A 24,571-nucleotide genomic window follows, 5' to 3' on the forward strand; every position below is an offset into this window, starting at 1 on the left:
GTGTGCAGGGCGGCCGTCAGGCCGGCGGTGCCACCAGCAGCGGCACCAGCTGCTCGGCGGAGGTGAACGAGCCGTGCTGTCCCGGGAACGACGACAGATGCGGCTCGGCCTCGGACCGGATCACCGCGGCCGTGCCCCGCATCGCCGCGACGACGTCGCCGATCCGGTCGAGCACCCGGTCCTCGGTCGGGCCGAACCAGCCCTGCGCGACCGCCTCGTCCCGGGTCACGACGGCGGCGTCGTCGCCGAGCGCGGCCCGCCACGCGGCCAGTACGTCACCGGTGGCGCCGGGGCGGGTGTAGACGTGCCGGGCCCGCGGGTCCCCGCCGAGCAGTGCGACGCCGTCGGTCAGCTCGGGGCGGGTGTCGGCGTCGACGGGCTCGTCGACGGTGATCATCCCGTGGTCGCCGGTGACCGCGAGCAGGGTGCCGGGCGGCAGCGCGTCGAGCAGCATCCCGGCCAGCGCGTCGATCTGGCGGAGCTGCCAGCGCCAGGCCGGCGTCCCCGGCCCGTAGACGTGGCCGACCTTGTCCAGGTCGGCGAGGTAGGCGTAGACCAGCGCCGGGCCGGGGGTGGCGCCCACCCCGGCAGTGTTCACGCGGCCGGCGTTCATGCGGCCGGCGTTCATGCGGCCGGCGCCCACCCCGGCCAGGACCTCCGCGACGACGTCGCCGAGCGCGACCGTGCCCCGGTACTCGCCGCCGCGCAGCCCGGAGCGGGTGAGCCCGGACGTCGCGAACTCCCGTGGCGACACCGACCGCACCGCGACCCCGGCGGCCTCCGCCCGCTCCAGCGCCGTCGGCTCCGGCTGCACCCGCTCCGGGACGAGCTTCTCCCGCAGGTCCCGGCGGCCCGACGACCAGCCGAGCGCGTCGAGCAGCTCGCCGTCGACCCGGAACTTCAGGCCCAGCGTGCCGTGCGCGCCCGGTGGCAGCCCGGTGCCGAGCGAGGTGAGGCTGATCGGCGTCGTCGACGGGAAGCCCACGGTCAGCGGGCCCGCGTCGGCCAGCCCGGCCAGCACCGGAGCGTCGGCGGCGTGGGCGCGCAGCAGCTCGGACCCGAGCCCGTCGACGAGCAGCACCACCGCCGCCCGCGCCGGTGGCAGGCCGAACGCGGGTGCGGCCTCCGACAGCGGTGCCCCCAGCGCCGCCAGCACCGAGGGCAGGACGTCGGCCAGGGTCGCGGAGCCGTAGCGGGGCAGGACGTCGGCCATGCCCGTCAGCCTCCCCTCGCCCGCCGGGGAGCAGCAATCGACGTGCGCGGCCCGGCAGTGCGAGGCTGCCCCGGTGACCGCCGCCGCGCCCCGCAGAGACGCGACCCGCAGAGACACCGAGCCTGCGGGCCCGGCGGACCGGCGGCTCCCGGACGGCTTCCGCGTCGTGCTCGACCGCCGCACCCGCCGGATCGACGGCGGCGCGGTCCTGGTCGGCGGCGCACCGCCCCGGCTGGTGCACCTGTCCGCGACCGCCCGCGCGCTGCTGCCCACCCCGGGTGCGGAGCTGGTGGTCACCTCGCCGACGCACCGTGCGCTGGCCCGCACCCTGCTCGACGCCGGCCTGGCGAACCCGGTCCCGGCCGGCCTGCCCGGGGGCGTGACCCCGGCGCAGGTCACCGTCGTCGTCCCGGTGAAGGACCGGCCGCTCGACCGGCTGCTGGCCGCGCTCGGAGTCGCCTGCCTCGGCGGCCTGGTCGTCGTCGACGACGGCTCGGCCGACCCGGAACCGCTGCGGCGCAGCGTCGGCGCCGCCGGTGGCCGGGTGCTGCGGCACGAGCGGTCGCGCGGCCCCGCGGCCGCCCGCAACACCGGTCTGGCCGCCGCCACCACGCCGTACGTGGTGTTCCTCGACTCCGACGTCGTCCCCGAGCCGGGCTGGCTGGAGCCGCTGCTCGACCACCTCGCCGACCCGGCCGTCGCGCTCGTCGCGCCGCGGATCGTGGCCCTGGACCCGCAGAGGCTGCGCACCACGGTCGGGCGCTACGAGGCGCTGCGTTCCTCGCTCGACCTCGGCACCGACCCCGCCCTGATCGTGCCGCGATCCCGGGTCGCCTACGTGCCGAGCGCGGCGATGCTCGTGCGCACCGCCGCGGTCGGGGACACCGCGTTCGACCCGGGCATGCACGTGGCCGAGGACGTCGACCTCGTCCTGCGCCTGCACGACGCCGGCTGGGCGATGCGCTTCGAGCCCGCGTCCCGGGTCGCGCACGACCACCGCACCGCCCCCACCCAGTGGCTGCGCCGCAAGGCCTTCTACGGCACCGGCGCGGCCCCGCTCGCCCGCCGGCACCCGGGGGCGGTGCCGCCGATGGTGCTCTCGCCGTGGAGCGCCGCGGTCTGCCTGCTGCTGCTCGCCCAGCGCCGCAGCACGACGCTCGCCGCCGTCGCGGTGTCGGTGTCCGCCGCAGAACGCCTGTCCCGCAAGCTCACCCGGCTCGAGCGCCCGCGCCGGACGGCCGCGCACCTCACCCTGCTCGGGCTGCAGGGCGCGCTCTGGCAGACCGCGTCCGCGCTCACCCGGCACTTCTGGCCGGTCGCGATGCTCGCGCTGCCGTTCTCGGCGCGGGCCCGGCGGGCGGTCGCGGTGGCCGCGCTCGCCGAGGGCCTCGCCGACCGGTGGGTCCACCGCGCCGCCGACCCGCGCGTCCGGCTCGGCCTGCTGCGCTACGTGCTCGCCCACCGCGCCGACGACCTCGGCTACGGCGCCGGGCTCTGGTGGGGCGCGGCGCGGCACCGGACCCTCGCGCCGCTGCGCCCGTCCGGACCGGCTCGTCGGCACCGGCCCGGCGGCGCCCGGAAACCCGCCTGACCAGCAGAAACATAGGTGAGCCTCACCTCAGATGAGGCCCGCTCAACGCTCCGACCGGCGTGCTCCGACCGGGTGATTCCCGTTGCGTTCCGGATCCGATTCTGCGGGATGGCTCTACGAGTGTTTCCGCGGCTGCGGAGAACCCGCCGGAATCGCCGAGGAGCGGCGTGCGGACCGGCGTGACGGGGCTCCGTGCTGGGTCGCCGAGTGCCTTGCCTCACACGAAGATCGGGCGTGTGATGTGGGCGCCGCCACAGCTCTGACGGCGCTCCCAGGCGCGTCGCCTCGACGAGGAGTGAGAGTCCATGACAGAGGTCCGGGTCACCGTCGACGGCGTGAACTACGCCGACGACGTCGAACCCCGCTTGTTGCTCGCCCAGTACCTGCGGGAGACGTTGGGCAAGACGGGGACGCTGATCGGCTGCGATACCAGCAACTGCGGTGCCTGCACCGTCCACCTGAACGGGCAGAGTGTGAAGTCCTGCTCCGTGCTCGCCGTCCAGGCCGACGGCGGTGAGGTCACCACCATCGAGGGCCTGGCCCGTGACGGGCAGCTGCACCCCGTCCAGGAGGCCTTCCGCGAGTGCCACGGCCTGCAGTGCGGCTACTGCACCCCCGGAATGATCATGGCCGCGGTGGATCTGCTCGGGGACAACCCCGACCCCGACGAGCAGGAGGTCCGCGAGGGCATCGAGGGCAACCTCTGCCGCTGTACCGGCTACCAGAACATCGTCCGCGCGGTGCAGTCCGCGGCGCAGAACATGAAGCCCGGTGCGGCCGCGCGGACCGAGTCCGCCGCCGACACGGCGCTGCCCGTGAGCGCGGGAGGGAACTGAGTTGACCACGACCGCCGAACCCACCACGCCGAACCCGGAGATCGGTCGCGCCCGCGTCCGCAAGGAGGACGAGCGCCTCATCACCGGGCGGTCCCGCTACACCGACTCGATCACCCCGCAGGGCACCCTGCACATCGCGGTCGTCCGCTCGACGATCGCCCGCGCCACGATCACCTCGATCGACAAGTCCGAGGCGGAGTCCGCGCCCGGTGTGCACGGCGTGTTCACCGCCGCCGACCTCGACGCCGAGGGCGTCGGCATGCCGTGCGCCTGGCCGATCACCCCGGACCAGAAGGCCCCGCAGCGCCCGGTGCTCGCGCTGGGCCGGGTCAACTTCTCCGGCGAGGGCGTCGCCGTCGTCGTCGCCCGGTCCGCGGCCGCGGCGCGCGACGCCGCCGAGCTCGTCGAGGTCGACTACGAGCCGCTCGACCCGGTGCTCGACATGGAGGCCGCCGCCCAGGACGGCGCCGATCTCGTCCACCCCGACCTCGGCTCGAACGTGTCCGCGACCTGGGTCTTCGACTCCGCGGCCGCCGGCACCGGCGAGAACGTCGACGACGCGATCGCCGCGGCCGAGTCCGACCCGGACCAGGTCGTCGTCCGGCGGCGGTTCCGGCAGCAGCGCCTGATCCCCGGCTTCATGGAGCCCCGCTCCTGCGTCGTCGACCCGACCGGCGAGCAGATCACCATCTGGTCGGCCACCCAGGTGCCGCACATCCTGCGCACGATGACCACGGTGACCCTCGGCGTGCCGGAGTCCAAGCTGCGGGTGATCGCCCCGGACGTCGGCGGCGGTTTCGGCGGCAAGATCGGCGTGCTGCCCGAGGAGATGCTCTGCGTCCTGCTGGCGCAGAAGCTGAACCGGCCGATCAAGTGGACCGAGACCCGCAGCGAGTGCATGCTCACCGCGCACCACTCCCGGGACCAGATCCAGGACCTGGTGATGTCGGTCCGCAAGGACGGCACGATCACCGGCTTCGACATCCACCTCTACGCCGACATGGGCGCCTACCTGGGGCTGGTCGGCCCGGGTGTGCCGATCCTGGGCGCGTTCATGTTCAACGCGATCTACAAGATCCCGGCGCTGAAGTTCACCTGCTCCAACGTCTTCACCAACAAGACGCTGACCGACGCCTACCGCGGCGCCGGGCGGCCCGAGGCGACGTTCGCGATCGAGCGGATGATGGACGAGGTCGCCGCCGAGCTGGGCCGCGACCCGATGGAGCTGCGCGAGCAGAACTGGATCAACCACGACGAGTTCCCGTTCACCACCGTCGTCGGGCTGACCTACGACACCGGGAACTACGAGCAGGCCACCGACCGGGCCATGGAGCTCTTCGACTACGCCGGTCTGCGCCGCGAGCAGGAGGAGCGCCGCCGCAACGGCGACCCGGTCCAGCTCGGCATCGGCATCTCGACGTTCACCGAGATGTGCGGCCTCGCGCCGTCCCGGGTGCTGGGCTCGCTGGACTACGGCGCAGGCGGCTGGGAGGCGGCGAGCATCCGGATGCTCGCCACCGGCCAGGTCGAGGTCACCACCGGCACCTCGGCGCACGGCCAGGGCCACGAGACCGCGTTCTCCCAGATCGTCGCGGACAAGCTGGGCGTCGGGTTCGACGACGTCGAGATCCTGCACGGCGACACCCAGGTCTCGCCGAAGGGCCTCGACACCTATGGCTCGCGCTCGCTGGCCGTCGGCGGCATCGCGATCGTCAACGCTGCGGACAAGGTCATCGAGAAGGCGAAGAGGATCGCCGCACACCTGCTGGAGGCCTCCGAGGACGACCTCGAGTTCGAGGCGGGCCGGTTCTCGGTCAAGGGCACCGACCAGGGAAAGACGATCCAGGAGATCGCCTTCGCCACGTTCATGGCGCACGACTACCCGGAGGGCATGGAGCCCTCGCTGGACTCGGAGTCGGTGTTCGACCCGGAGAACTTCTCCTACCCGCACGGCACGCACCTGTGTGCGATGGAGGTCGACACCGAGACCGGCCGGGTGACCCTGCGCCGCTACGTCTGCGTCGACGACATCGGCACGGTGATCAACCCGCTGATCGTCGAGGGGCAGGTGCACGGCGGCCTGGCGCAGGGCATCGCGCAGGCACTGTTCGAGGAGGCGAACTACGACGACCAGGGCACCCTGGTCAACGCCACGTTCGTCGACTACACGCTGCCCTCGGCGGCGGACCTGCCGAGCTTCACCACCGAGACGGTCTCGACGCCGTCGACCACCAACCCGCTGGGCGTCAAGGGCGTCGGGGAGGCGGGCACCATCGCCTCCACCCCGGCGATCGTCAACGGCGTGCTCGACGCGGTCCGCCACCTCGGCGTCGACGACATCGAGATGCCGACGACCTCGCAGCGGGTCTGGCGGGCTCTGCAGCTCGCGAAGGGGAAGAACCCCGAGCAGACCCCGTCGGACACGCACTCGCCCGGCGCCGGCCTGGGTTCGATCGACCCGAACAACCCGAAGGGTGAGGTCCAGTGATCCCCGCGAAGTTCGACTACGTGCGGCCCGCGTCGCTGACCGAGGCCGTGTCGGCGCTGGCCGAGGCCGGGGAGGACGCCAAGATCCTCGCCGGCGGGCAGAGCCTGCTGCCGGTGCTGCGGCTGCGGATGGCGGCACCGTCCACGGTGATCGACCTGGGCGGGATCCCGGAGCTGCGCCGGATCGGAGCCGACGACGACTACGTCATGATCGGCTCGATGGCCACCCACCACGACGTCGTGCGCGACGACCTGGTGAACGAGCAGGTGGAGCTGCTCGCGAAGGCCACCGCGACCGTCGCCGACCCGCAGGTCCGTCACCGCGGCACGCTCGGCGGTGCACTCGCGCACGCCGACCCGGCCGGTGACCTCGGTGCGGTCGCGCTGGCGCTGGACGCCGAGTTCGTCGTCCTCGGTCCGAAGGGGACCCGGCTGATCCGCGCCGCGGACTTCTTCCAGGACTACTTCACCACCGCGATCGGCGAGGACGAGATCCTCACGATGGTGCGCTTCCCGAAGTTCGGCGGCTGGAAGTCGCACTACGAGAAGTTCAACCGGACCGCGCAGGCCTGGTCGATGGTGGCGATCGCCGTCGCACTGAAGGTCGACGGCGGCACGATCACCGAGGCCCGCGTCGGGCTCACCAACATGGGCAACACACCGATCCGCGCGTCCGGTGTGGAGCAGGCGCTGGTGGGGAAGTCGGCGGACATCGACGTCGCGAAGGCGGCGGCCGAACACGCCCTGGAGGGCACGGCCGCTCCGAGTGACGCCGACGCCGCGTCCGACTACCGTGAGCACCTGGCGAAGGTGCTGACCGGACGTGCGGTGCTGGCCGCCGCCGGCTGAGTACCGACGACGCACTTCGGACGGGGCGCCTGTTCTCCCGGGACGGGCGCCCCGCTCGTTTCACGGCCCTTCGAGGAGGCTCGACACCCCATGCAGCTGGAGAACAAGTTCACGATCGCGGCGCCGATCGAGGACGCCTGGAAGGCCCTCAACGACCCGGAGACCGTCGCCCCGTGCTTCCCCGGCGCGACGCTCACCGAGTACGAGGGTGACTCCTTCCAGGGCACCGTCAAGGTCAAGCTCGGCCCGATCTCCCTGACCTACAAGGGCAAGGGCACCTACGTCGAGCGCGACGAGGCCAACCACAAGGTCGTCATCGAGGCCTCCGGCCGCGACGCCCGCGGCAACGGAACGGCCAAGGCCACGGTCACCGGCACGATGGTCGCCGACGGCCCGGACAAGACCTCGGTCACGATGGCCACCGACATGACGGTGACCGGGCGCCCGGCGCAGTTCGGCCGCGGCGTGATCTCCGACGTCGCCGACAAGATCATCAGCCAGTTCTCGTCCTGCGTGGCGGAGAAGCTGACCGGCCCCGGCTCGTCCGGCTCGGGCTCCGGCCCGAAGCACGCGCTCGACGACGAGACCGCGCCGATCCCGGTCGTCCCGCCGGGCCCGGGTGAGAAGACCGCCCCGACCGCTCCGGCGGCCGCGGCGCACGCGTCGGACCCGGCGGCCCCGACGACGCCGAAGGCACCGGCCCAGCCCCAGGCCGGCCGCGTCGAGGCCATCGACCTGCTCGACTCCGCGGGCGCACCGGTGCTCAAGCGGGTCGCGCCGGCGCTGGGCGGCCTGGTCGCGCTGCTGCTGGTGTTCCTCGTGGTCAAGCGGCTGCGCGGCGGTGGCGACGACGACGAGTACGACGAGATCATCCTCGTCGAGGAGTAGGCCGGACAGAGTCCCTCGGTGACCCGGTGCGCCGCCCGCGCACCGGGTCACCGGCCGCCTGCGTCGGCCTCCAGCACCCGGATGGCGAGCTGCACCCGGTTGGTGACCTGCAGCTTCGCGAACAGGCTGCCCAGGTGGGTCTTCACCGTCGGCATGCCGAGGAAGAGCGTCTCGGCGATCTCGGCGTTGGTCAGGCCCTCCGCGACGAGCCGGCCCACGTCCCACTCCCGGGCGGTCACGCCCTCCGGCGGCCCGGTCTCCGCCGGGCTCTCCGGCACGGCGGCCGCCGGGCGGTCCTGCGCGGCCAGCCCGACGAGCCGGGACAGCACCGACGGCGAGAACGACGGCCGCCCGTGCGCGGCGTCGAGCACCGCCCCGACCACGGCCTCCGGCGGCGAGTCCTTCAGCAGGAACGACACCGCGCCCGCGCGCAGCGCCTCCAGCAGGTAGCCGTCGGTGTCGAACGCGGTCAGCACCACGACCCGCGCTCGGCTGCCCTGCAGCTCCCGGGTCGCGGCGATCCCGTCGGTGCCGGGCATCCGGATGTCCATCAGCACGACGTCCGGGTCGAGCGCGGCGACCTGCCGCACCGCCACCGCGCCGTCCGCGGCCTCCCCGACGACGACGATGCCCTCGGCCCCGTCGACCATCAGCCGCAGCCCGGTGCGCATCAGCGCCTCGTCGTCGACGACGAGCACCCGCACCGGCCCGTCCGGCCGTGTTCCCGGTTCCTGCTCGCTCACGTCCGCCTCGGTCATGTCCGCCACGGAATCCGTACCTCCACCTCGAACCGGCTCCCGGTCCGTTCGTGCCGTGCGGTCCCGCCGAGCAGCTGGGCCCGCTCCTGGACCCCGACCAGGCCGAGCCCACCGCCGGGGGCCGGGGGGACATCGTCGGGGACCGGGTTGACCGCATGGATGACCAGCTCGTCACCGCAGCGGTCGAACCGCAGTGTGACCACGGTGCCGGGGGCGTGCCGGACCGCGTTGGCCAGCAGCTCCCCGACGATGCGGTGCACCGCCGCCGCCGTCGCGGCCGTGACCGGCAGGTCCTCCGGCGCGATCCCGTCCGGGTCGACGACGACGCGGCCGTCGGCCCGGGCGCGGGCCAGCAGCGTCGTGGTCGTCTCCGTGGTCGGGTGCGGGGCGGTGTCCGGGCCGAGCGCCCCGTCGGCGGGGGCGGTGCGCAGCGCGGACAGCACGTGGCGCAGGACGCCGTTGGCGTCCTCGGCCGCGTCGCGGACGGTGCGGGCGGTGTCGCGCACCTGCTCCGGCGGCAGGTCCGTGCGGTAGGCCAGCGCGCCCGCGTGCATCGCGATGATCGACAGCTGGTGGGACAGGTCGTCGTGCATCTCGCGGGCGATCGCGGTGCGCTCCTCGGCGCGGGTGCGGGCGAGGTCGGCCTCCCGGCCCCGGACGGCGGCGACCCGGGCCGCCTCGGCCTGCTCGGCGCGGGTGCGCAGGGACTCGATCAACGCGGCGCGGGAGCTGCGGAACGCGCCCCAGAGCAGGGCCAGCGCGGTGGACCCGGCGGCCATCAGGATCGCCACCAGCGTCGCGACATCCAGGCCGACACCTCCCGGGTCGACTCCGACGGCCGACCGCACCCACGCCCGCGCGAGGGTGACCAGCACGGTGTAGGCGACGAGGACGGCGGCCAGCCGCCACGACCGCAGCCGCCCGAGCCGGACCAGGCCGACCAGGACGGCGCCGCCCCCGCCGTTGCTGAGGGACCCGACGGCGACCAGGGCCAGGTTCGGGGTGCGGCGGGACCGGACCGGACCCGCGGCGACCGCGGCGGCGAGCCCGATGATCCCGTCCACGGTGAAGAAGACGGGGTGGCTGCCGCGCCCGGTCCTGTCGTTCAGCCAGACGTCGAAGTACACCGACACGGCCCAGACCAGCGTGCACACCGTCGAGATGAGCACCGCCCGCCGGAACGCCCGGCGCCGCGCGTGCTCCGCGGCCGTGTCTCCCGTGTCTCCCGTGTCGGCCTCGCCGGAGGTGTCGGTCCCGGTCACGGGCGGGAGCCTAGGGCTACGACCCGTCGCCCGGATCGTCCTTATGGTCGAGACGGGTCGACCGTCCGGTGTGGTGAGAACGAGCCGGAGAGCCGATCCGCCACGGTGCCCGTCCGGCGCAGTGTCGTAGCCATGCCGAACACCGAGAACCTCCCTGACACCGAGAACCTCCCTGACACCGAGAACCTCCCTGACACCGAGAACCTCCGGAACACCGAGAAGATCCACAGCACCGGGAACCGCCGGCCCCCGGCCGCGGCCCCGCTCGCCTACCACCGCCTCGCGCACCGCGAACCGGAGACGGCGCACTGGTGGCGCCCGCTCGCCACGGTCGCCGCGACGGTGCTGGTGTACGTGGGCCTGCTCGTCCTCGTCGGCGGGGTCGCCGTGACCGCGGCGCTGCTCGCCGGGCCCGACTGGCTGCGGCTGTCGGAGTCGGGGATCCCCGACCCGCGCAACGCCGCCGACCTGGCGGTGGTGTTCGGGCCGCTCGCGCTGCTGGCCCCGGCCGTCGTGCTCGGCGTCCGCTGGGGCGGTGGCCGGGCCGGGACCGTCCACTCCGTCACCGGCCGGTTCCGCTGGGGCCTCGCCGCCCGGGCCGCGGCCGTGCTGGTCCCGCTCTACGCCGTGGGCACCGCGGCCGTCCTGCTGGTCTTCGGGCCGCCGGACCTGACCGCGCCGGTGCTCACCACCCCGCTGGTGACCGCGATCGTCGTCGCACTGGTGCTGGTCCCGGCGGCGTGCGCCGGGGAGGAGTACGCGCTGCGGGCACTGCCGCAGCAGGCGCTGGGCACCTGGCTGCGGGCGCCGTTCTGGGCGATCATGCTGCCGCTGCCGCTGGTCGTCTCCGGGCACCTGACCGACTGGTCGGCCGCGGTCGACGTCGCCGTCTGTGCGGTCGCGCTCGGCTTCCTGGTCTGGAAGACCGGTGGCGTGGAGCTCGCGGTCGTCGCGCACACCGCGACCAGCCTGGCCGCCGTCGGGGCGGGCATGTTCGTCCCGGCCGTCCTCGGCGGTGGCACGCTCGACCCGCTGTCGCTGGTCGCGTCGGTGCCGGCGACCGTCGTCGCCACGCTGGGGCTGACCTGGTGGGTGAGCCGCACGCACGGCCTGCGGTTCCTCGAGCCGGTGCGCGGCGATGTGCCCTGCCCCACGTCCTGACCGGCGGGGTCCGGGTGCACGATGGAACCCATGCAACCGGGACCGACGAACGGACTGACCGACGTGGCCGGCCTGCGGGTCGGCCACGCCGGCGTGTCCGGACCGGGCGCGCGCAGCGGGACGACCGTCGTGCTCGCCCCGCCCGGAGGCGCCCCGGCCGGCGTCGACGTGCGCGGCGCCGCCCCCGGCACGCGGGAGACCGACCTGCTCGACCCGCAGGCCACGGTGGCGCGGATCCACGCGATCACGCTGTCCGGCGGCAGCGCCTACGGCCTCGACGCCGCGTCCGGGGTGATGGCCCGCCTCGAACGTGACGGCGAGGGCTTCGCGGTGCCCGGCGCGGTCGTCCCGATCGTCCCGGCAGCGGTGGTGTTCGACCTCGGCCGCGGCGGGAACCCGCAGGCCAGGCCCACCGCGGACACCGGAACCGCCGCCTACGACGACGCCTCGCCCGGCCCGGTGCGCCAGGGATCGGTGGGTGCGGGCACCGGTGCCGTCGCGGGCGGGCTGCGCGGCGGGGTCGGCACCGCATCGGCCGTGCTGCCCGCCGGGGTCACCGTCGCCGCGCTCGTCGTCCTCAACGCCGCCGGGTCCGCCGTGGACCCGCGCACCGGCGAGGTGCTCGGCGCCCGCTACGGGTTCCCCGGCGAGTTCGACGCGCCCGCCCCGGGCGCCCCCGCTCTGGACAGTGCCGCCCGGGACCGCCTCGCCGAGGCCTACGCCGCGCACGTCCGCTCGTTCGGGACGGCGACGACGCTGGTCGTCGTCGGCACCGACGCCACACTGGACAAGGTCGGCTGCAGCCGGCTCGCCACCCTGGCCCACGACGGCCTGGCCCGCGCGATCTCCCCGGTGCACACGATCACCGACGGCGACACCGCGTTCGCACTGGCCACCGGCACCGGCCCGGCCCCGGACGACGCGAGACTGGTCGCCCTGCAGGCCGCGGTCGCCGACGTGACCGCCCGCGCCGTCGCGCACGCCCTGCTCGCCGCCGAGCCGGCGCCGGACCGGCCGTCGTACCGCTCCCTGGTGGAGGTCACGTGAGCGCACCGAACCCCTGGCACGGCCTGCCCCGCCCGCCGCGCCCCGAGCCGGCCCCGGACCCGGACGAGGTCCGGCTGGTCGGGCTGCGCCGCAAGGAGGCCGCCGCCCGCGCGATCTCGAACGCCACCCGCGGGATCGCGGTCCGCGCCTACGACCACGGCTGGACGGTCTCGTTCCTGTCCGGGCACTACACGCACTGCACGACGCTGGAGGGGCTGCTCGACGCCGTCTCCACCGCCGACGACCGCCGGATGCTGCGGATGACCGCGCTGATCGCCGCCGACCGCTCCGCGGGCAGCTCCGAGGGCCGCTCCGCGGACTGAGGGCGCCGAACTACAGTCGTCCGGGTGTCGACCACCAGCCCGGACGAGGGAGTGGCGCGCCGGCTGAAGGCCCTGGCCTGCACGGCGCCGCTGCACGACCTCGACGCCCGCAAGGGCCGCCTCGAGTGGGACGCCACCGGTTACCAGATGGGCGAGATCGGGCTGCAGGCGATCGACCAGGTCACCCTGGCCATGGACTTCGACCACGGCGCCGGGCACGCCGAGGTCGTGCGGCGGCTGCTGCCCTTCGTCGGGGCGCAGGTCCCGCACGCCCCGCGCGAGGAGCACGAGCGCGTCGCCCGCTGGGTGATCGACAACCTGATCAACGTCGGCAGCATCGACCGCGGCTTCGCCGTCGAGTACGGCACCACCGACGAGCAGGGGCGCTACGTCCGCCGCCGGTTCGACTTCAAGCTGCTCGTCGAGGTCGCCGCCGCCGACGGCTCGGTGTACCTGCGCGCGTCGGACGAGGCGATCAACGTGCTGGTCGGGGCACTCGACACCGACGTCGAGTCCGCCCAGGAGGCCGCGGAGACCAAGCTGGAGACGCTGATCGTCCGTGGCCGCCTCGGCGACGCGCGGCTGGCCGCCGAGCAGGCCCGCTACCGCACCGTGCAGTACGCCGAGCTGTTGCGCCGCAAGCTCGAGGCCACCCGGCGCGACGTCCGGTCTGTGGACTGGCTCGACGCCGTCCCGGAGTTGCTGAACGAGGCGCTGACCCACATCGAGGGCCGCTACCGCGCCGAGACGATGATCAAGGCCAACATCGCCGACGCCCGCGACGAGGCCACCGAGCCCGGCAGGCGGCGGCAGGCCGCGGAGCTGGTCGCCGTCGTCGACGACTGCATCCAGCGGCACACCCAGCTGCAGACCCGGCTGCAGGAGGCGGGCACCGCGTTCCGCGCCGAGCAGGATCGCCAGCAGTTCTCCGGCCGTCCGGTGCGGCCGTCGGTGGACGTGTTCGGGCAGCTGCTCAAGCCGTCGCTGGGGCTGACCGTCGAGGCGGCCCTGGACCCGGTGACCGCGTACTTCGCCGCCGGGACCGGGCTGCGGCACCCGTCGGTGGCGAGTCTCGGCGGGCTGGTGGAGACGCTGCTGACCCCGCCGACCGACCGCGACCCGTTCGGCGCCGAGGTGCCCGACCCGGAGCTCGCCCCGCAGCCGCGCGAGCGCTTCGGGGAGGACGTGTGGCGCCTCGCCGGGGCGGTGTTCCCGCAGGACACGGCGTCGCCGGTGCGGCTGTCCGAGGCGCTGCGCCGGGCCCGTGAGTCCGGGACCGACGTGGCCCAGCTGGTCGCGCTGCGCGCGGTGCACGCCGTCGGGACCGGGATCGGGACCGCCCGAACCCAGCACGACCCGTCGGTGCTGCTGGCGGTCGACGACGGCACGGTGCTCGACGACCCCGAGTTCGGCGGCGCCGACCTGTTGCTGGCCCTCGCCGATGTCGAGGTGGAACGGAACAGCACCGAGCGAGAGGTGAGCGGCGCGTGAGCGACACCGAGACCGCGGCCCGGCTGGTGGCGTTCGGGATGCGGCCCAAGGCGCTGCCCGGCCGCGACCCCGACTACGCCGACCTGGTCCGCCGCTACGGCGAGGACGACGACTTCCGCACGACCGTGCAGCGGGTCGCGTCCGGGCTCGGCCTGGTCGTGCTGCACGCCGGCGCCGCCGCGGGGCTGGTACTCGCCGCGACCGAGGGCTCGGTGTTCGAGATCCGGATGGACGAGTACGCGCGCCGCACGGCGCTGGCGAACCGGCAGGCGGACCGGGTGCTGCACGGGATCGCGCACCTCGCCGTCGCCGCGCTGGCGTTCCCGCGCCCGGACGACCTCGGCGACGACTCCTACGTCGGCCGCGTCTCGGTCGAGCTGGTCGACGGCGCCGTCCGCGAGGCCTGCCGGGTGCTCGGCGAGCGCGCCGAGGGTCCCGAGGACCCCGAGTCCGACGCGCCGCAGCTGGAGGAGGTCTGGCGGGTGTGGCAGCGCCGCCCAGAGGCCACCGCCACCAAGGACGGCCGGGTCGGGGAGTCCACGACCCGCGGCATCGTCGCGAAGGCCCTGCGGTTCCTGTCCGACCAGGGGTTCCTCGTGCCGGTCGGCACCGAGGGCGCGTACCGGACGACGCCGCGCTACCAGGTGCAGGTCCGCGAGCTGGCCGCGCAGCGGGCGTTCGACGAGCTGCTCTCGCTGGGGGTGCTCCCCGCCGCCGGTGCGGAGCCGTCGCTGGTGGGCGAGCCGGTGGTGGAGGAGAGCGATGTATGAGCTGACCCGGGTCCGGCTGTTCTCGGTCGGGCCCACCGCCGCCCGCTACCAGGACGTCGACCTGGACCTGCGCGGCGTAGGGAAGCCGGTCCGGGTGGCGGTGCAGGAGGACCTGTTCGCCGACGACGCCCTGGACCGCGACACCGTGCGCCGCCCGTCGCCGGCCTCGGTGCTGTTCCTGGAGAACGGCGGTGGCAAGTCCGTCCTGCTCAAACTGATCTTCTCGGTGCTGCTGCCCGGGCGGCGTCAGGTCGTCGGGACGACCAGCACGACGGTGCTGGAGAACTTCGTGCTCGCCGAGGACGTCGCGCACGTCGTCTGCGAGTGGATGCACGTGCGGACCGGTGCGCTGCTGGTCACCGGCAAGACCTCGGAGTGGCGCGGGCACGTCGCGTCGTCGGACCCGGAGAAGCTCGCCGACGCCTGGTACTCGTTCAAGCCGGTGCCCGGCTTCGGGATGGACGACCTGCCGTTCACCCACGACCGCAAGCGGATCACCCTGTCCGCGTTCCGCGAGCGGCTGCACACCGCGCACCGCGAGCACCCCGACACCGAGCTGGTGTGGGAGACCGGGCACCGCGACTGGACCCGCCACCTCGTCGAGGCCGGGCTGGACCCGGAGCTGTTCCGCTACCAGCGCGCGATGAACGCGGGGGAGGGCGAGGCCGCGGAGGCGTTCTCGTTCGCCTCCGACGAGGCGTTCGTCGACTTCCTGCTGCGTGCGGTGCTCGACCCGGCCGAGCCGCAGAACGTCGCCGAGCTCGTCGCGGGCTACGCCGACCGGCTCGCCCAGCGCGGCGAGCTGGAGACCGAGCGCGAGTTCGTCGAGGGCACGCTGTCGCGGCTCGAGCCGATGGTCGCCGCCGAGGAGGCCGCCGCGACCGCCCGCGGCGCCGAGACGAGCGCGCGGGACGCGTGGCGGGGCACCGCCGAGCGGATCGCGGCACGGCGGGTCGCCGAGTCCGCGCGGGAGGCGACGACGGCGTCGCAGGTCAGCGAGGCCGCCGAGACCGAACGCGCGGCCGCCCGCGCCGGGGACACGTTGCGCACCACGGTCGAGGAGCTGCGGCGCCGTACCGCGGTGCTCGCCGTCGAGGCCGCCGACGAGGTGGCGCGGACCGCGACCCGCGAGCGTGACGAGGCGTCGGCGACGTCGACGGCGTGGGAGGCCACCGAGCCCGTGCTGGCCTACCGGTCGGCGTCGGCGGAGGCCGGGCGGCTGCGCGAACGGGTCGACTCCGAGGAGCAGAAGGCCCGCCCAGCGCTGGCGGCCCGCCAGGACGCCGCCCGCGACCTCGCCGCCGCGCTGCTGCGGACCGCCGCGGAGGCCGACGAGGCCGCGGCCGCCGCCGAGGAGACCCGGGTCGTCGCCGAGGAGCGCGCCGCGGCCGGGCACGCCGAGCAGGTCGCCCGCGCCGAGGACGCCGTGCGCGCGGAGAGCCGTGCGGCGCAGGCGAGCTCCGCGCTGGAGGACCTGGACCGCCGGGTCGCCGAGGCGGTCACCGCCGGGCACCTGAAGGCCGGCTCCGACGCCGGCGACGTCGAGCACGAGGCCCCGGCCGCCGAGGCCGCCGCCGAGGCCGCGGAGCGTGCGCTGGCCGACGCCGACACCGCCGCCACCGGGATCCGGGAGGCCCGCCGGGACGCCGAGAAGCGACGCACCGCCGCCCAGGACGAGGCCGCCGCCGCCCGCGCCGCCGCGGCCGCCGCCGACGCCGCCCGGGACACCGCGGCCGAGCGCAGCGCGGAGCTGGGCGCCGAGCCGCGTCCCGCGGAGCTGCTCGGGGTCGCGACGATCCGGCCGGACGCCGACGCCGGGCTCGTCGTCGAGCGGCTGGGTGCGGCGATCACGGCGGCCGAGCGGGAGCGCACCGGGCTGCTCGGTGACCAGCGCCGTGACGAACGCGCGCTGGCCGCCCTCGGCGACGGCGGGCTGCTGCCGGACCCGCCGGAGATCGAAGCCGTGCTGGCGGTGCTGGAGAATGCCGGGATCACCGCATGGTCCGGGCGCCGCTACGTCGCCGTCCTGCCCGCCGAGCAGCGCGGCCCGCTGCTGGACCGGCTTCCGCACCTGGCAGGCGGGGTCCTGCTCAACGACGCAGACGACGCCCCGCGCGCCCGCGCCGCCCTCGACGAGGCCCGGCTGCTGCCGCCGTGCCTGGTCGCGGTGGGCACGACGGCCGCGTTCACCGGCGCCGATCCGGCCGCACCGGGCATCGAGCTCGTCGTCCCGCCGAACCCGGCGCTGTACGACGAGGACGCCGCCGAGCAGGTCCGCGTCCGGCTCGCCGCCGAGACCGCGGACCGCGCCGAGCGGATCGCCGCGCTGGAGGCGTCCGCCGAGGCCGACCGGTCGCTGCGGGAACGGTTCGCCGCGCTGCGCGACCGCCGCCCCACCCTGGACGAGCTGACCGACGCGGCCACCGAGGCCGAGCAGACCCGGGCGGCCGCGCAGCGGCGCTACGACGAGGTCCGCGCCGAGGTCGACGAGCTCGACGAGCGCGCGGACCGGCTCACCACCGACCGTCCGGAGACCGAGCGGACCGCGGCCGCCGCCCGCCGCCGGGCCGACGCGCTGGTGGCGCTGCGCCGCGAGCTGGGCCGCCGCGACGACCTCGCCGAGCAGTCCAGCACCGGGACCGCGGACGCGCAGCGGTACCGCACCGAGGCCGACGCGGCGGGGGAGACCGCCACGGCCGCCGCCCGCGAGGCCGCGGAGGCCCAGCGCACCCGCGACCGGCGCACCGGGGTCGCCGCCGGGGCCCGCGACGAGGTGGCGACGTTGCCGCTGGAGGAGACGCCACCGGTCCCCGAGCCGGACCCCGCCGGGCCGGGCGCCGGGGCGTCGTTGCCGGAGCTGCGCGACGCCTACCAGCGGGCCCGTGACGCGTACGCCTCCGCCGCCGTCGACACCGACCTACGGGCCGCGCTGGAGCGCGCCGAGGCCGACGCCGCGGACAAGCGGGTCTTCGTCGACGGGCTCGGCGCCGCGATCGTCGAGGCCGCGACGGCGTTCCTGCACAGCCCCGACGGTGCCGACGCGTCCAGCCGCCGGGCCGCGACCGAGCAGGCCCGCGCCGCCTACGACGCCGCCGAGGAACGGCGGCAGAAGGCGAGCACCGAGCTGGAGGTGCAGCGCCGGGAGCTGGCGAAGCTCCCCGGCGAGGAACGCCCGGTCGAGCCCTACGACGCCCCGCGCGACGCCGAGCACGGCCGCGAGCTGGTGAGCACGGCGTCGTCGGACCTGGCCGCGGCCGAGAAGGAGATCGAGCGGACCCGCCGGGCCCGGGAGACGGCTGAGGAGACCCACCGGTCGGCGGCTGAGCTGGCCCAGGGTTTCGCGCACGTCCTGGAGACGCTCGACGAGGCCCCGGAGCAGGGCGGGCCGCCGTTCGAGGGTGACGTCGACGCCGCGTTCGCCGCGCTGCGCAGGCACCGGTCGGAGGTCAACCAGGCCGTCGCCGAGCGGGGCCGGGCCGAGCGGCGGGTGCGTGAGGGCGTCGACGACGTGGCCCGCTTCGCCCAGGACCCGCGGTTCGCGACGCTGACCTCACCGGTGCACCGGCACATCGGCGGCGTCGACCGCTCCGAGATGCCCGGGCTGGCCGCGGAGTGGATCGAGGCGCTGCGGCCGCGGCTGCGTTCGCTCGACGACGATCTCGGCAACATCGAGCGGCACCGGTCGGGGATCGTCACCCGGCTGTCGGGGATGGTCGGCGAGGCGCTGCGCACGGTGCGGCTGGCGCAGAAGCTCTCGCAGCTGCCGGAGGGGCTCGGTGACTGGTCCGGTCAGCAGTTCCTGCGGATCCGGTTCGAGGAGCTGCCCGACGCGGCGCTGCGCCACGAGCTCGGTGAGGTCGTCGACCGGACTGCTTCCGGGATCGTCGGCGGGACGCGGTCCAAGGAGCGGCGCGACGGCATGTCGATGCTGCTGCGCGGGGTGCGGGCGGCGATGCCGAAGGGCGTGCGGGTGGAGATGCTCAAGCCCGACGCCGTGCTGCGCACCGAGCGGCTGCGGGTGTCGGCGATCTCCGACGTCTTCTCCGGCGGGCAGCAGCTGACCGCGGCGATCGTCCTGTACTGCACGATGGCCGCGCTGCGGGCGCACCAGCGCGGGTACGGCAGCCGCGGGCACGCGGGCGTGCTGTTCCTGGACAACCCGATCGGACGCGCGTCGGCCGGGTACCTGCTGGAGCTGCAGTTCGGTGTGGCACAGGCGCTCGGGGTGCAGCTGGTCTACACCACGGGCCTGTTCGACGCCGGTGCGCTCTCGGCGTTCCCGCTGGTCGTGCGGCTGCGCAACGACGCCGATCTGCGCGCGGGGCGCAAGTACCTCTCGGTCGACGAGCGGGTCGCCCGCACGCTGCCCGACGGCGGTGAGGGCGGCCGGATGAGCGCGGCGCGGGTGTACCGGCGACCGGGTGCTCCCGCCGGGGACGTGGTGTCCGCGGGGCAGGAGTGAGCGGGCCGGGCCCGGTCGCGCAGCGGCTGGCGGCGCTGCTGCGGGCGACCGGCCGCACCCGGATCCCGCGGGCGGCGGTGCAACGCGCGTTCCTCGAGGCCGACCCGACGCAGGTCGGCGCGGCGACCGCCCGTCGCGACCTGGCCGCTGCGATCGCCGAGCTGGCCGAGGCAGGCGTCGTCGTACCGACCCGGGACACCGACGACGGCGCTCCGCCCCTGCCGAAGTCGATCAAGCTGGTGCGTCCGGCCGCGGCGCCGGAGCCTGCACACCGCGACACCGCGCCCTGGCACCCGGAGCTGCGTGCGGCGGCCGGGTTGCGGTCGCCGCACGCGCTGCTCCGCCAGGTCGACGCGTGGTTGTTCCGCGGTGGGGACCGCGCCGAGCCTGCCCCGCTGCGTGAGCGGGCGTACGAGATCACCGGCGACGAGAAGGCCTTCGACGGACACCTGCCCGCCCCGCTGACCCTCGACGTCCTGCGGGCGTGGCGGGTGACGCTGCCGCTGCACCGCGAGCGGGTCGGCGACGGCACGGTGCTGCTGGTCGTCGAGAACGCGGACACCTTCGACTCGCTGCGCGCGGCGCTGCAGGCCGATCCCGGCCCGGTCGGCGAGGTCGCGTGGGGTGCGGGGAACGCGTTCCTGTCCTCGGTCGCGTCGCTCGCCGGGTCACTCGCCGGGCCGGCGGTCGGATCGCTCGCCGGGCCGGCGGACGCCCGGCCCGCGGAGATCCGCTACTTCGGTGATCTCGACGTGGCGGGCCTGCGGATCCCGGCGCGGGCGTCGGTGATCGCCGAGGCGGCGGGACTGCCGCCGGTGCTCCCGGCCACCGGGCTCTACCGGACGCTGCTCGACCAGGGCCGCCCCGCGCCCGCCCGCGGCGCCGACCCGGCCGAGCAGGCCGACGTCACCGACGTGACCTGGCTCGACCCGCCGCTGCGCGGCCCCGTGCGGGAGCTGTTCGCGGCCGGCTTCCGGCTGGCCCAGGAGGCCGTCGGACGGTCGGTGCTCGCCGCCGGCGACGGCTGGCGCGCCGGGCTCGGGGCGCTCGGCGGAGGCACCGGGGTGCCGTCCCCGGAATAGCTCAGCCACTGAGGCATTGCCCGTGTCCCGGGCCCGTCGCCACGAGCGTGTCTCTCCCCGGGCCCGGTTTCCGGTCGTCCAGCAGGTGCCGTACCTGCGAGATACGTCAGCAGGTGAAGCATCTCCCGAGGATGTCTCAGTCGGTGAGGTATCCCCGGAGCGGGACGCTCAGCCCCCGGCGAAGGGCGGCAGCACGTCCAGCGTCGCGGCCTCCCCGACGGGCGTGGTGCGGTCGCGCACCGCCACCTCGTCGAGCAGGAAGCTGCAGCGAGCCAGCACGGTCGCGAGCTGCGGGCCGTGCGCGGCGGCGAGCGCGGCGACGGCGCCGTCGACGGAGACGCCCTCAGGGAGCTCCAGCTTCTCCTCGGGCGTACCGGCGGCGGCCTTGGCGGCGGCGAAGTAACGCACCAGCAGCGGGCGCGTGGGCGCGCCGAGGTCGCCGGTGACGGGCGTGGTGGTGTCGAGCGTGGCGGTCATCGGGATCGTCATCCTCCGATCGAGCTCATGGGGCGGGCGGGCTGCAGGAACCCGGGGTCGTTGATGCCGTGCCCGGCCTTCTTGCCCCACATGGCGTTCCGCCAGGTGTCGGCGATCTCCGCGTCGGTGGCGCCGCCGCGGAGCATGGCCCGCAGATCGGTCTCACCGGTGGCGAACAGGCAGGTGCGGACCTGGCCGTCGGCGGTCAGCCGGGTGCGGTCGCAGGCGCCGCAGAACGGGCGGGTCACCGAGGCGATGACGCCGACGGTCGCGGGCCCGCCGTCGACCAGGAACTTCTCGGCGGGGGCGCCGCCACGGTCCTCGTCGGACTCGGTCAGCACGAAGCGCTGCTCGAGCTTCTCGATGATCTCGTTCGCGGTGATCATCTCGGTGCGCTCCCAGCCGTGCTGGGCGTCGAGCGGCATCTGCTCGATGAAGCGCAGCTGGTAGCCGTGCTCCAGGGCGAAGGCGAGCAGGTCGGGGGCCTCGTCGTCGTTCACCCCGCGCAGCAGCACCGAGTTGATCTTCACCGGGCTCAGGCCGGCGGCCTGGGCGGCGGCCATCCCGTCGAGGACGTCCTGGAGCCGGTCGCGGCGCGTGATGGTCGCGAACCGCTCGGGGCGCAGGGTGTCCATCGAGACGTTCAGCCGGTTCACCCCCGCGGCCGCGAGTGCCTCGGCACGGCGGGCGAGGCCGATGCCGTTGGTGGTGAGGGACATGTCGGGGCGTGGCTCCATGGCCGACGCCGCGGACAGCACGTGTTCGAGGCCCTTGCGCAGCATGGGCTCGCCGCCGGTGAACCGGAGCTCTTCGATGCCCAGTTCGTGGACGGCGACGCCGATCAGGCGGATCAGCTCGTCGTCGGTCAGCTGCTCCGAGCGCGGCATCCAGTCCAGCCCTTCGGCCGGCATGCAGTAGGTGCAGCGCAGGTTGCAGCGATCGGTCAGTGAGATCCGGAGGTCCGTCGCGACCCGCCCGAAGGTGTCGATCAGGCGGGGGTCCTGCGGTCGCTCAGGGTCTCGGGACGTGCCGCCCCGGAGGGTCGGCAGGCCGAGATCTGTGCTCATGTCTTCGAGGTTAGACCCCTCCCCGGGGGATCTTCCACCGGGGATTTCCGCAGCTCAGAGGCGGTTTCCGCAGCTGCGACACCGTCGCCCCGAAAGCGTCGCGGCTGCGGAATTAGTCACGCTGTAACTAGTGGCGGGGGCGACACTGCGTGAGCAGCCTCTCGTCCCGACGGGTGAGCCGGGCCTGTGAACGCCGCGCGCTACCGCGCCGCGTGCCGCCCCAGCTCCTGGCGGGCGACGGACCGGATGTGCACCTCGTCCGGGCCGTCGGCGAAACGCAGCGCGCGGGCCCAGGCGTAGAAGTAGGCCAGCGGGGTGTCGTCGCTCAGCGCGGCGCCGCCGTGCACCTGCATCGCCCGGTCGATCACCGCGCACGCCATTCGCGGCACGACGACCTTGATCGCGGCGATCTCGGTCGCGGCCCCCTTCGCGCCGAACGAGTCGATCAGCCACGCGGTCTTGAGCGTCAGCAGCCGCGCCTGCTCGATCTCCATCCGGGACAGCGCGATCTGGTCCCGGACGACGCCCTGCTCGGCCAGCGGGCGCCCGAACGCCACCCGCGCCTGTGCGCGCTCGACCATCAGGCTCAACGCCCGCTCGGCCATCCCGATCAGCCGCATGCAGTGGTGGATCCGGCCCGGGCCGAGCCGGGCCTGGGCGATCGCGAAGCCGCCCCCCTCCTCGCCCAGCAGGTTCGGCACCGGGATCCGGACGCTGTCGAGGCGCAGCTCGGAGTGCCCGTGCTGGTCCTGGTAGCCGAACGTCGGCAGGTGCCGGACGATCTCCAGGCCGGGGGTGTCCCGCGGGACGAGCACCATCGACTGCTGCCGGTGGGTGGAGGCCTCGGGGTCGGTCTTGCCCATCACGATGAACACCGCGCACCGCTCGTCGGCGGCACCGGAGATCCACCACTTGCGGCCGTCGAGCACGTACTCGTCGCCGTCGCGGCGGATCCGGGTCTCGATGTTCGTGGCGTCCGACGACGCGACGTCCGGCTCGGTCATCGCGAACGCCGACCGGATCTCCCCGGCCAGCAGCGGCTCCAGCCACTCCTGCTTCTGCTCCGGGGTGCCGAACAGATGCAGCGTCTCCATGTTGCCGGTGTCCGGGGCCTGGCAGTTGATCGCCTCCGGCGCGATCACCGGCGACCAGCCGGACACCTCGGCGACCGGCGCGTACTCCAGGTTGGACAGCCCGGAGACGTCGGGCAGGAACAGGTTCCACAGGCCCCGCTCGCGGGCCTCGGCCTTGAGTTCCTCGACGACCGGCGGCAGCTCCCACTCCTGCGGGGTGCCGCGGCGCTCCGCCCGGAACGCCTCGTACGCCGGCTCCGCGGGGAGGATCTTCTCGTCGAGGAAGGCGCGCATGCGCGCGGTGTAGTCGGCCGCCACGTCGTCGGGTGCGAAGTCCACGGCGCCGATCAGACCACAGCACCGATCCGGTGGCCCGGGAGAACCTGCGGGTGGTGACCTGATCACGCTGCGGGACCAGGCAGAATCCGCGATAACCAGAATCGATGATCTGATACGGAGTTGCGGCGTCTCTGACGTAGCTGCTCCGCAACCGCGAACATAGGATTCCCGCCGTGCCGCACTTCAGGATCTCCGAGGCCGCCCGCCTGCTCGGCGTCAGCGACGACACCGTCCGGCGCTGGGTCGACGGGGGCACCCTCCCGGTGCAGGCCGACGCCTCGAACCGCAAGGTCATCGACGGGGCCGCGCTCGCCGAGTTCGCTCGCGACCACGCCAGCGCCCCGCCGGACCCCTCGGTCGTGCAGCGCTCGGCCCGCAACCGGCTGGTCGGCCTCGTCACCTCGGTCATCTCCGACAAGGTCATGTCCCAGGTGGAGCTCCAGTGCGGCCCGCACCGTGTCGTCTCGCTGATGAGCAGCGAGGCGGTGCGCGACCTCGGGCTGGAGCCCGGCGCGCTCGCGGTGGCCGTCATCAAGTCGACGAACGTCGTCGTCGAGACGCCTGGAGGGCACCTGTGAAGACCCGATCCATCCGCCGGACCGCCGTAGCCATCACGGCCGCGGCCGCGCTCAGCGCGCTGGCCGGCTGCGGCGGCAGCGACGCCGGTGGCCAGGCCCAGGGCGGGAGCCAGAAGCTGACCGTGTTCGCGGCGGCGTCGCTGACCGGCACGTTCGGCGACCTGGAGAAGCAGTTCGAGGAGGCCAACCCGGGCACCGACGTGACGCTGAACTTCGCCGGCTCCTCGGCGCTGGCCCAGCAGATCGACCAGGGCGCCCCCGCCGACGTGTTCGCCTCGGCCGACGAGAAGAACATGAAGAAGGTGACCGACAAGGGCCAGGCCCAGGGCGAGCCGACCGTCTTCGCGACCAACACCCTGCAGATCGCCACCGCTCCCGGTGACCCGAAGGGCGTCAAGACCCTGAACGACCTCGCCCGCCCTGACCTGAAGACCGTCGTCTGCGCGGCGCAGGTGCCGTGCGGCTCGGCCTCGGAGAAGGTCGAGAAGGCGGCAGGAGTCACCATCAAGCCGGTGTCCGAGGAGCAGAACGTCAAGGCCGTGCTGCAGAAGGTCTCCAGCGGCAACGCCGACGCCGGGCTGGTCTACAAGACCGACGTGATCTCCTCGAAGGGCAAGGTCCAGGGCGTCGACTTCCCGCAGGCCGCCCAGGCGGTCAACAACTACCCGATCGCCGTGCTGAAGAACGCGCCGAACGCCGAGCTGGCGCAGAAGTGGGTGCAGTTCGTGACCGGTGAGCAGGGCAGGAAGGTCCTGTCCGAGGCGGGCTTCGGCAGCAAGTGACCGCGGCGACCGACCCCGGGACCACGAACGCCGCA

At 74.6% G+C, this 24,571-nt stretch carries 20 protein-coding genes; 14 read left to right on the forward strand and 6 right to left on the reverse strand.

Annotation, left to right across the window (positions count from 1 at the left end; all coding sequences use genetic code 11):
- Positions 1-16 precede the first annotated feature (16 nt).
- A complete protein-coding gene (locus ACLE50_RS02275; protein WP_410941649.1) occupies positions 17-1,213 on the reverse strand; it encodes an alkaline phosphatase family protein in 1,197 nt (398 codons plus the stop codon).
- Between the two features lie 73 nt (positions 1,214-1,286).
- Here ACLE50_RS02275 and mftF point away from each other — a divergent pair, with 73 nt between their 5' ends.
- The 5 genes from mftF to ACLE50_RS02300 all read left to right on the forward strand — a co-directional run bounded on the left by mftF (position 1,287) and on the right by ACLE50_RS02300 (position 7,864).
- Entirely contained in the window at positions 1,287-2,804 is a 1,518-nt protein-coding gene (mftF, locus tag ACLE50_RS02280) for a mycofactocin biosynthesis glycosyltransferase MftF (RefSeq protein ID WP_410941650.1), read from the forward strand.
- Positions 2,805-3,109: 305 nt separating this feature from the next.
- Positions 3,110-3,640 (forward strand): (2Fe-2S)-binding protein, encoded by a 531-nt coding sequence (locus tag ACLE50_RS02285; protein WP_410941651.1) that lies wholly within the window; start codon positions 3,110-3,112, stop codon positions 3,638-3,640.
- Position 3,641: 1 nt separating this feature from the next.
- Positions 3,642-6,128: a xanthine dehydrogenase family protein molybdopterin-binding subunit gene (locus ACLE50_RS02290; protein ID WP_410941652.1), complete on the forward strand. Its 2,487-nt coding sequence runs from the start codon at positions 3,642-3,644 to the stop codon at positions 6,126-6,128.
- Positions 6,125-6,976 (forward strand): FAD binding domain-containing protein, encoded by an 852-nt coding sequence (locus ACLE50_RS02295; protein WP_410941653.1) that lies wholly within the window; start codon positions 6,125-6,127, stop codon positions 6,974-6,976. The genes ACLE50_RS02290 and ACLE50_RS02295 overlap by 4 nt, the downstream gene beginning before the upstream one ends.
- Positions 6,977-7,066: 90 nt before the next feature.
- Positions 7,067-7,864, forward strand: coding sequence for an SRPBCC family protein (locus tag ACLE50_RS02300; protein WP_410941654.1), 798 nt, complete (start codon positions 7,067-7,069; stop codon positions 7,862-7,864).
- Between the two features lie 47 nt (positions 7,865-7,911).
- Here the strand turns inward: ACLE50_RS02300 and ACLE50_RS02305 are convergent, their stop codons facing one another.
- Together ACLE50_RS02305 and ACLE50_RS02310 are read right to left on the reverse strand one after the other, a co-directional pair.
- Positions 7,912-8,622: a response regulator transcription factor gene (locus ACLE50_RS02305; RefSeq protein ID WP_410941655.1), complete on the reverse strand. Its 711-nt coding sequence runs from the start codon at positions 8,620-8,622 to the stop codon at positions 7,912-7,914.
- Complete coding sequence (locus ACLE50_RS02310) at positions 8,619-9,884, reverse strand: sensor histidine kinase (protein ID WP_410941656.1); 1,266 nt, start codon at positions 9,882-9,884, stop codon at positions 8,619-8,621. Before ACLE50_RS02310 ends, ACLE50_RS02305 begins: the two co-directional genes overlap by 4 nt.
- A 132-nt stretch (positions 9,885-10,016) precedes the next feature.
- Between ACLE50_RS02310 and ACLE50_RS02315 the strand changes: the two genes are divergently transcribed.
- Genes ACLE50_RS02315 through ACLE50_RS02345 form a run of 7 tightly spaced genes read left to right on the forward strand, consistent with a single transcriptional unit; the run spans position 10,017 to position 20,220 of the window.
- Positions 10,017-11,045, forward strand: a complete 1,029-nt coding sequence (locus ACLE50_RS02315; RefSeq protein WP_410941657.1) for a CPBP family glutamic-type intramembrane protease — start codon at positions 10,017-10,019, stop codon at positions 11,043-11,045.
- 30 nt (positions 11,046-11,075) lie between these two features.
- Positions 11,076-12,092, forward strand: a complete 1,017-nt coding sequence (locus ACLE50_RS02320) for a P1 family peptidase (RefSeq protein ID WP_410941658.1) — start codon at positions 11,076-11,078, stop codon at positions 12,090-12,092.
- Complete coding sequence (locus ACLE50_RS02325; protein ID WP_410941659.1) at positions 12,089-12,415, forward strand: hypothetical protein; 327 nt, start codon at positions 12,089-12,091, stop codon at positions 12,413-12,415. The genes ACLE50_RS02320 and ACLE50_RS02325 overlap by 4 nt, the downstream gene beginning before the upstream one ends.
- 24 nt (positions 12,416-12,439) lie before the next feature.
- On the forward strand, positions 12,440-13,906 hold the full coding sequence (locus ACLE50_RS02330) for a hypothetical protein (protein WP_410941660.1): 1,467 nt from the start codon (positions 12,440-12,442) through the stop codon (positions 13,904-13,906).
- 38 nt (positions 13,907-13,944) lie between these two features.
- Positions 13,945-14,676, forward strand: a complete 732-nt coding sequence (locus ACLE50_RS02335) for a hypothetical protein (protein WP_410942245.1) — start codon at positions 13,945-13,947, stop codon at positions 14,674-14,676.
- Complete coding sequence (locus tag ACLE50_RS02340) at positions 14,669-19,138, forward strand: hypothetical protein (RefSeq protein ID WP_410941661.1); 4,470 nt, start codon at positions 14,669-14,671, stop codon at positions 19,136-19,138. The genes ACLE50_RS02335 and ACLE50_RS02340 overlap by 8 nt, the downstream gene beginning before the upstream one ends.
- Entirely contained in the window at positions 19,135-20,220 is a 1,086-nt protein-coding gene (locus ACLE50_RS02345) for a hypothetical protein (RefSeq protein ID WP_410941662.1), read from the forward strand. Before ACLE50_RS02340 ends, ACLE50_RS02345 begins: the two co-directional genes overlap by 4 nt.
- A 168-nt stretch (positions 20,221-20,388) precedes the next feature.
- Here the strand turns inward: ACLE50_RS02345 and ACLE50_RS02350 are convergent, their stop codons facing one another.
- The 3 genes from ACLE50_RS02350 to ACLE50_RS02360 form a co-directional block, all read right to left on the reverse strand.
- Positions 20,389-20,697, reverse strand: coding sequence for a MoaD/ThiS family protein (locus ACLE50_RS02350; RefSeq protein WP_410941663.1), 309 nt, complete (start codon positions 20,695-20,697; stop codon positions 20,389-20,391).
- A gap of 8 nt (positions 20,698-20,705) precedes the next feature.
- Positions 20,706-21,764, reverse strand: a complete 1,059-nt coding sequence (gene moaA / locus ACLE50_RS02355) for a GTP 3',8-cyclase MoaA (protein ID WP_410941664.1) — start codon at positions 21,762-21,764, stop codon at positions 20,706-20,708.
- Between the two features lie 200 nt (positions 21,765-21,964).
- Positions 21,965-23,176, reverse strand: coding sequence for an acyl-CoA dehydrogenase family protein (locus ACLE50_RS02360; RefSeq protein ID WP_410941665.1), 1,212 nt, complete (start codon positions 23,174-23,176; stop codon positions 21,965-21,967).
- Between the two features lie 173 nt (positions 23,177-23,349).
- Here ACLE50_RS02360 and ACLE50_RS02365 point away from each other — a divergent pair, with 173 nt between their 5' ends.
- Both ACLE50_RS02365 and modA read left to right on the forward strand, forming a co-directional pair.
- The gene (locus tag ACLE50_RS02365; RefSeq protein ID WP_410941666.1) at positions 23,350-23,754 is read left to right on the forward strand and encodes a TOBE domain-containing protein; all 405 of its coding nucleotides are present in this window, start codon (positions 23,350-23,352) and stop codon (positions 23,752-23,754) included.
- Positions 23,751-24,536 carry a molybdate ABC transporter substrate-binding protein gene (modA, locus tag ACLE50_RS02370; RefSeq protein WP_410941667.1) on the forward strand — a complete coding sequence of 262 codons (786 nt, stop codon included), beginning with the start codon at positions 23,751-23,753 and terminating at the stop codon, positions 24,534-24,536. The genes ACLE50_RS02365 and modA overlap by 4 nt, the downstream gene beginning before the upstream one ends.
- Positions 24,537-24,571 lie beyond the last annotated feature (35 nt).

The organism is Pseudonocardia phyllosphaerae (assembly GCF_046546475.1).
Classification (GTDB): Bacteria; Actinomycetota; Actinomycetes; order Mycobacteriales; family Pseudonocardiaceae; genus Pseudonocardia; species Pseudonocardia phyllosphaerae.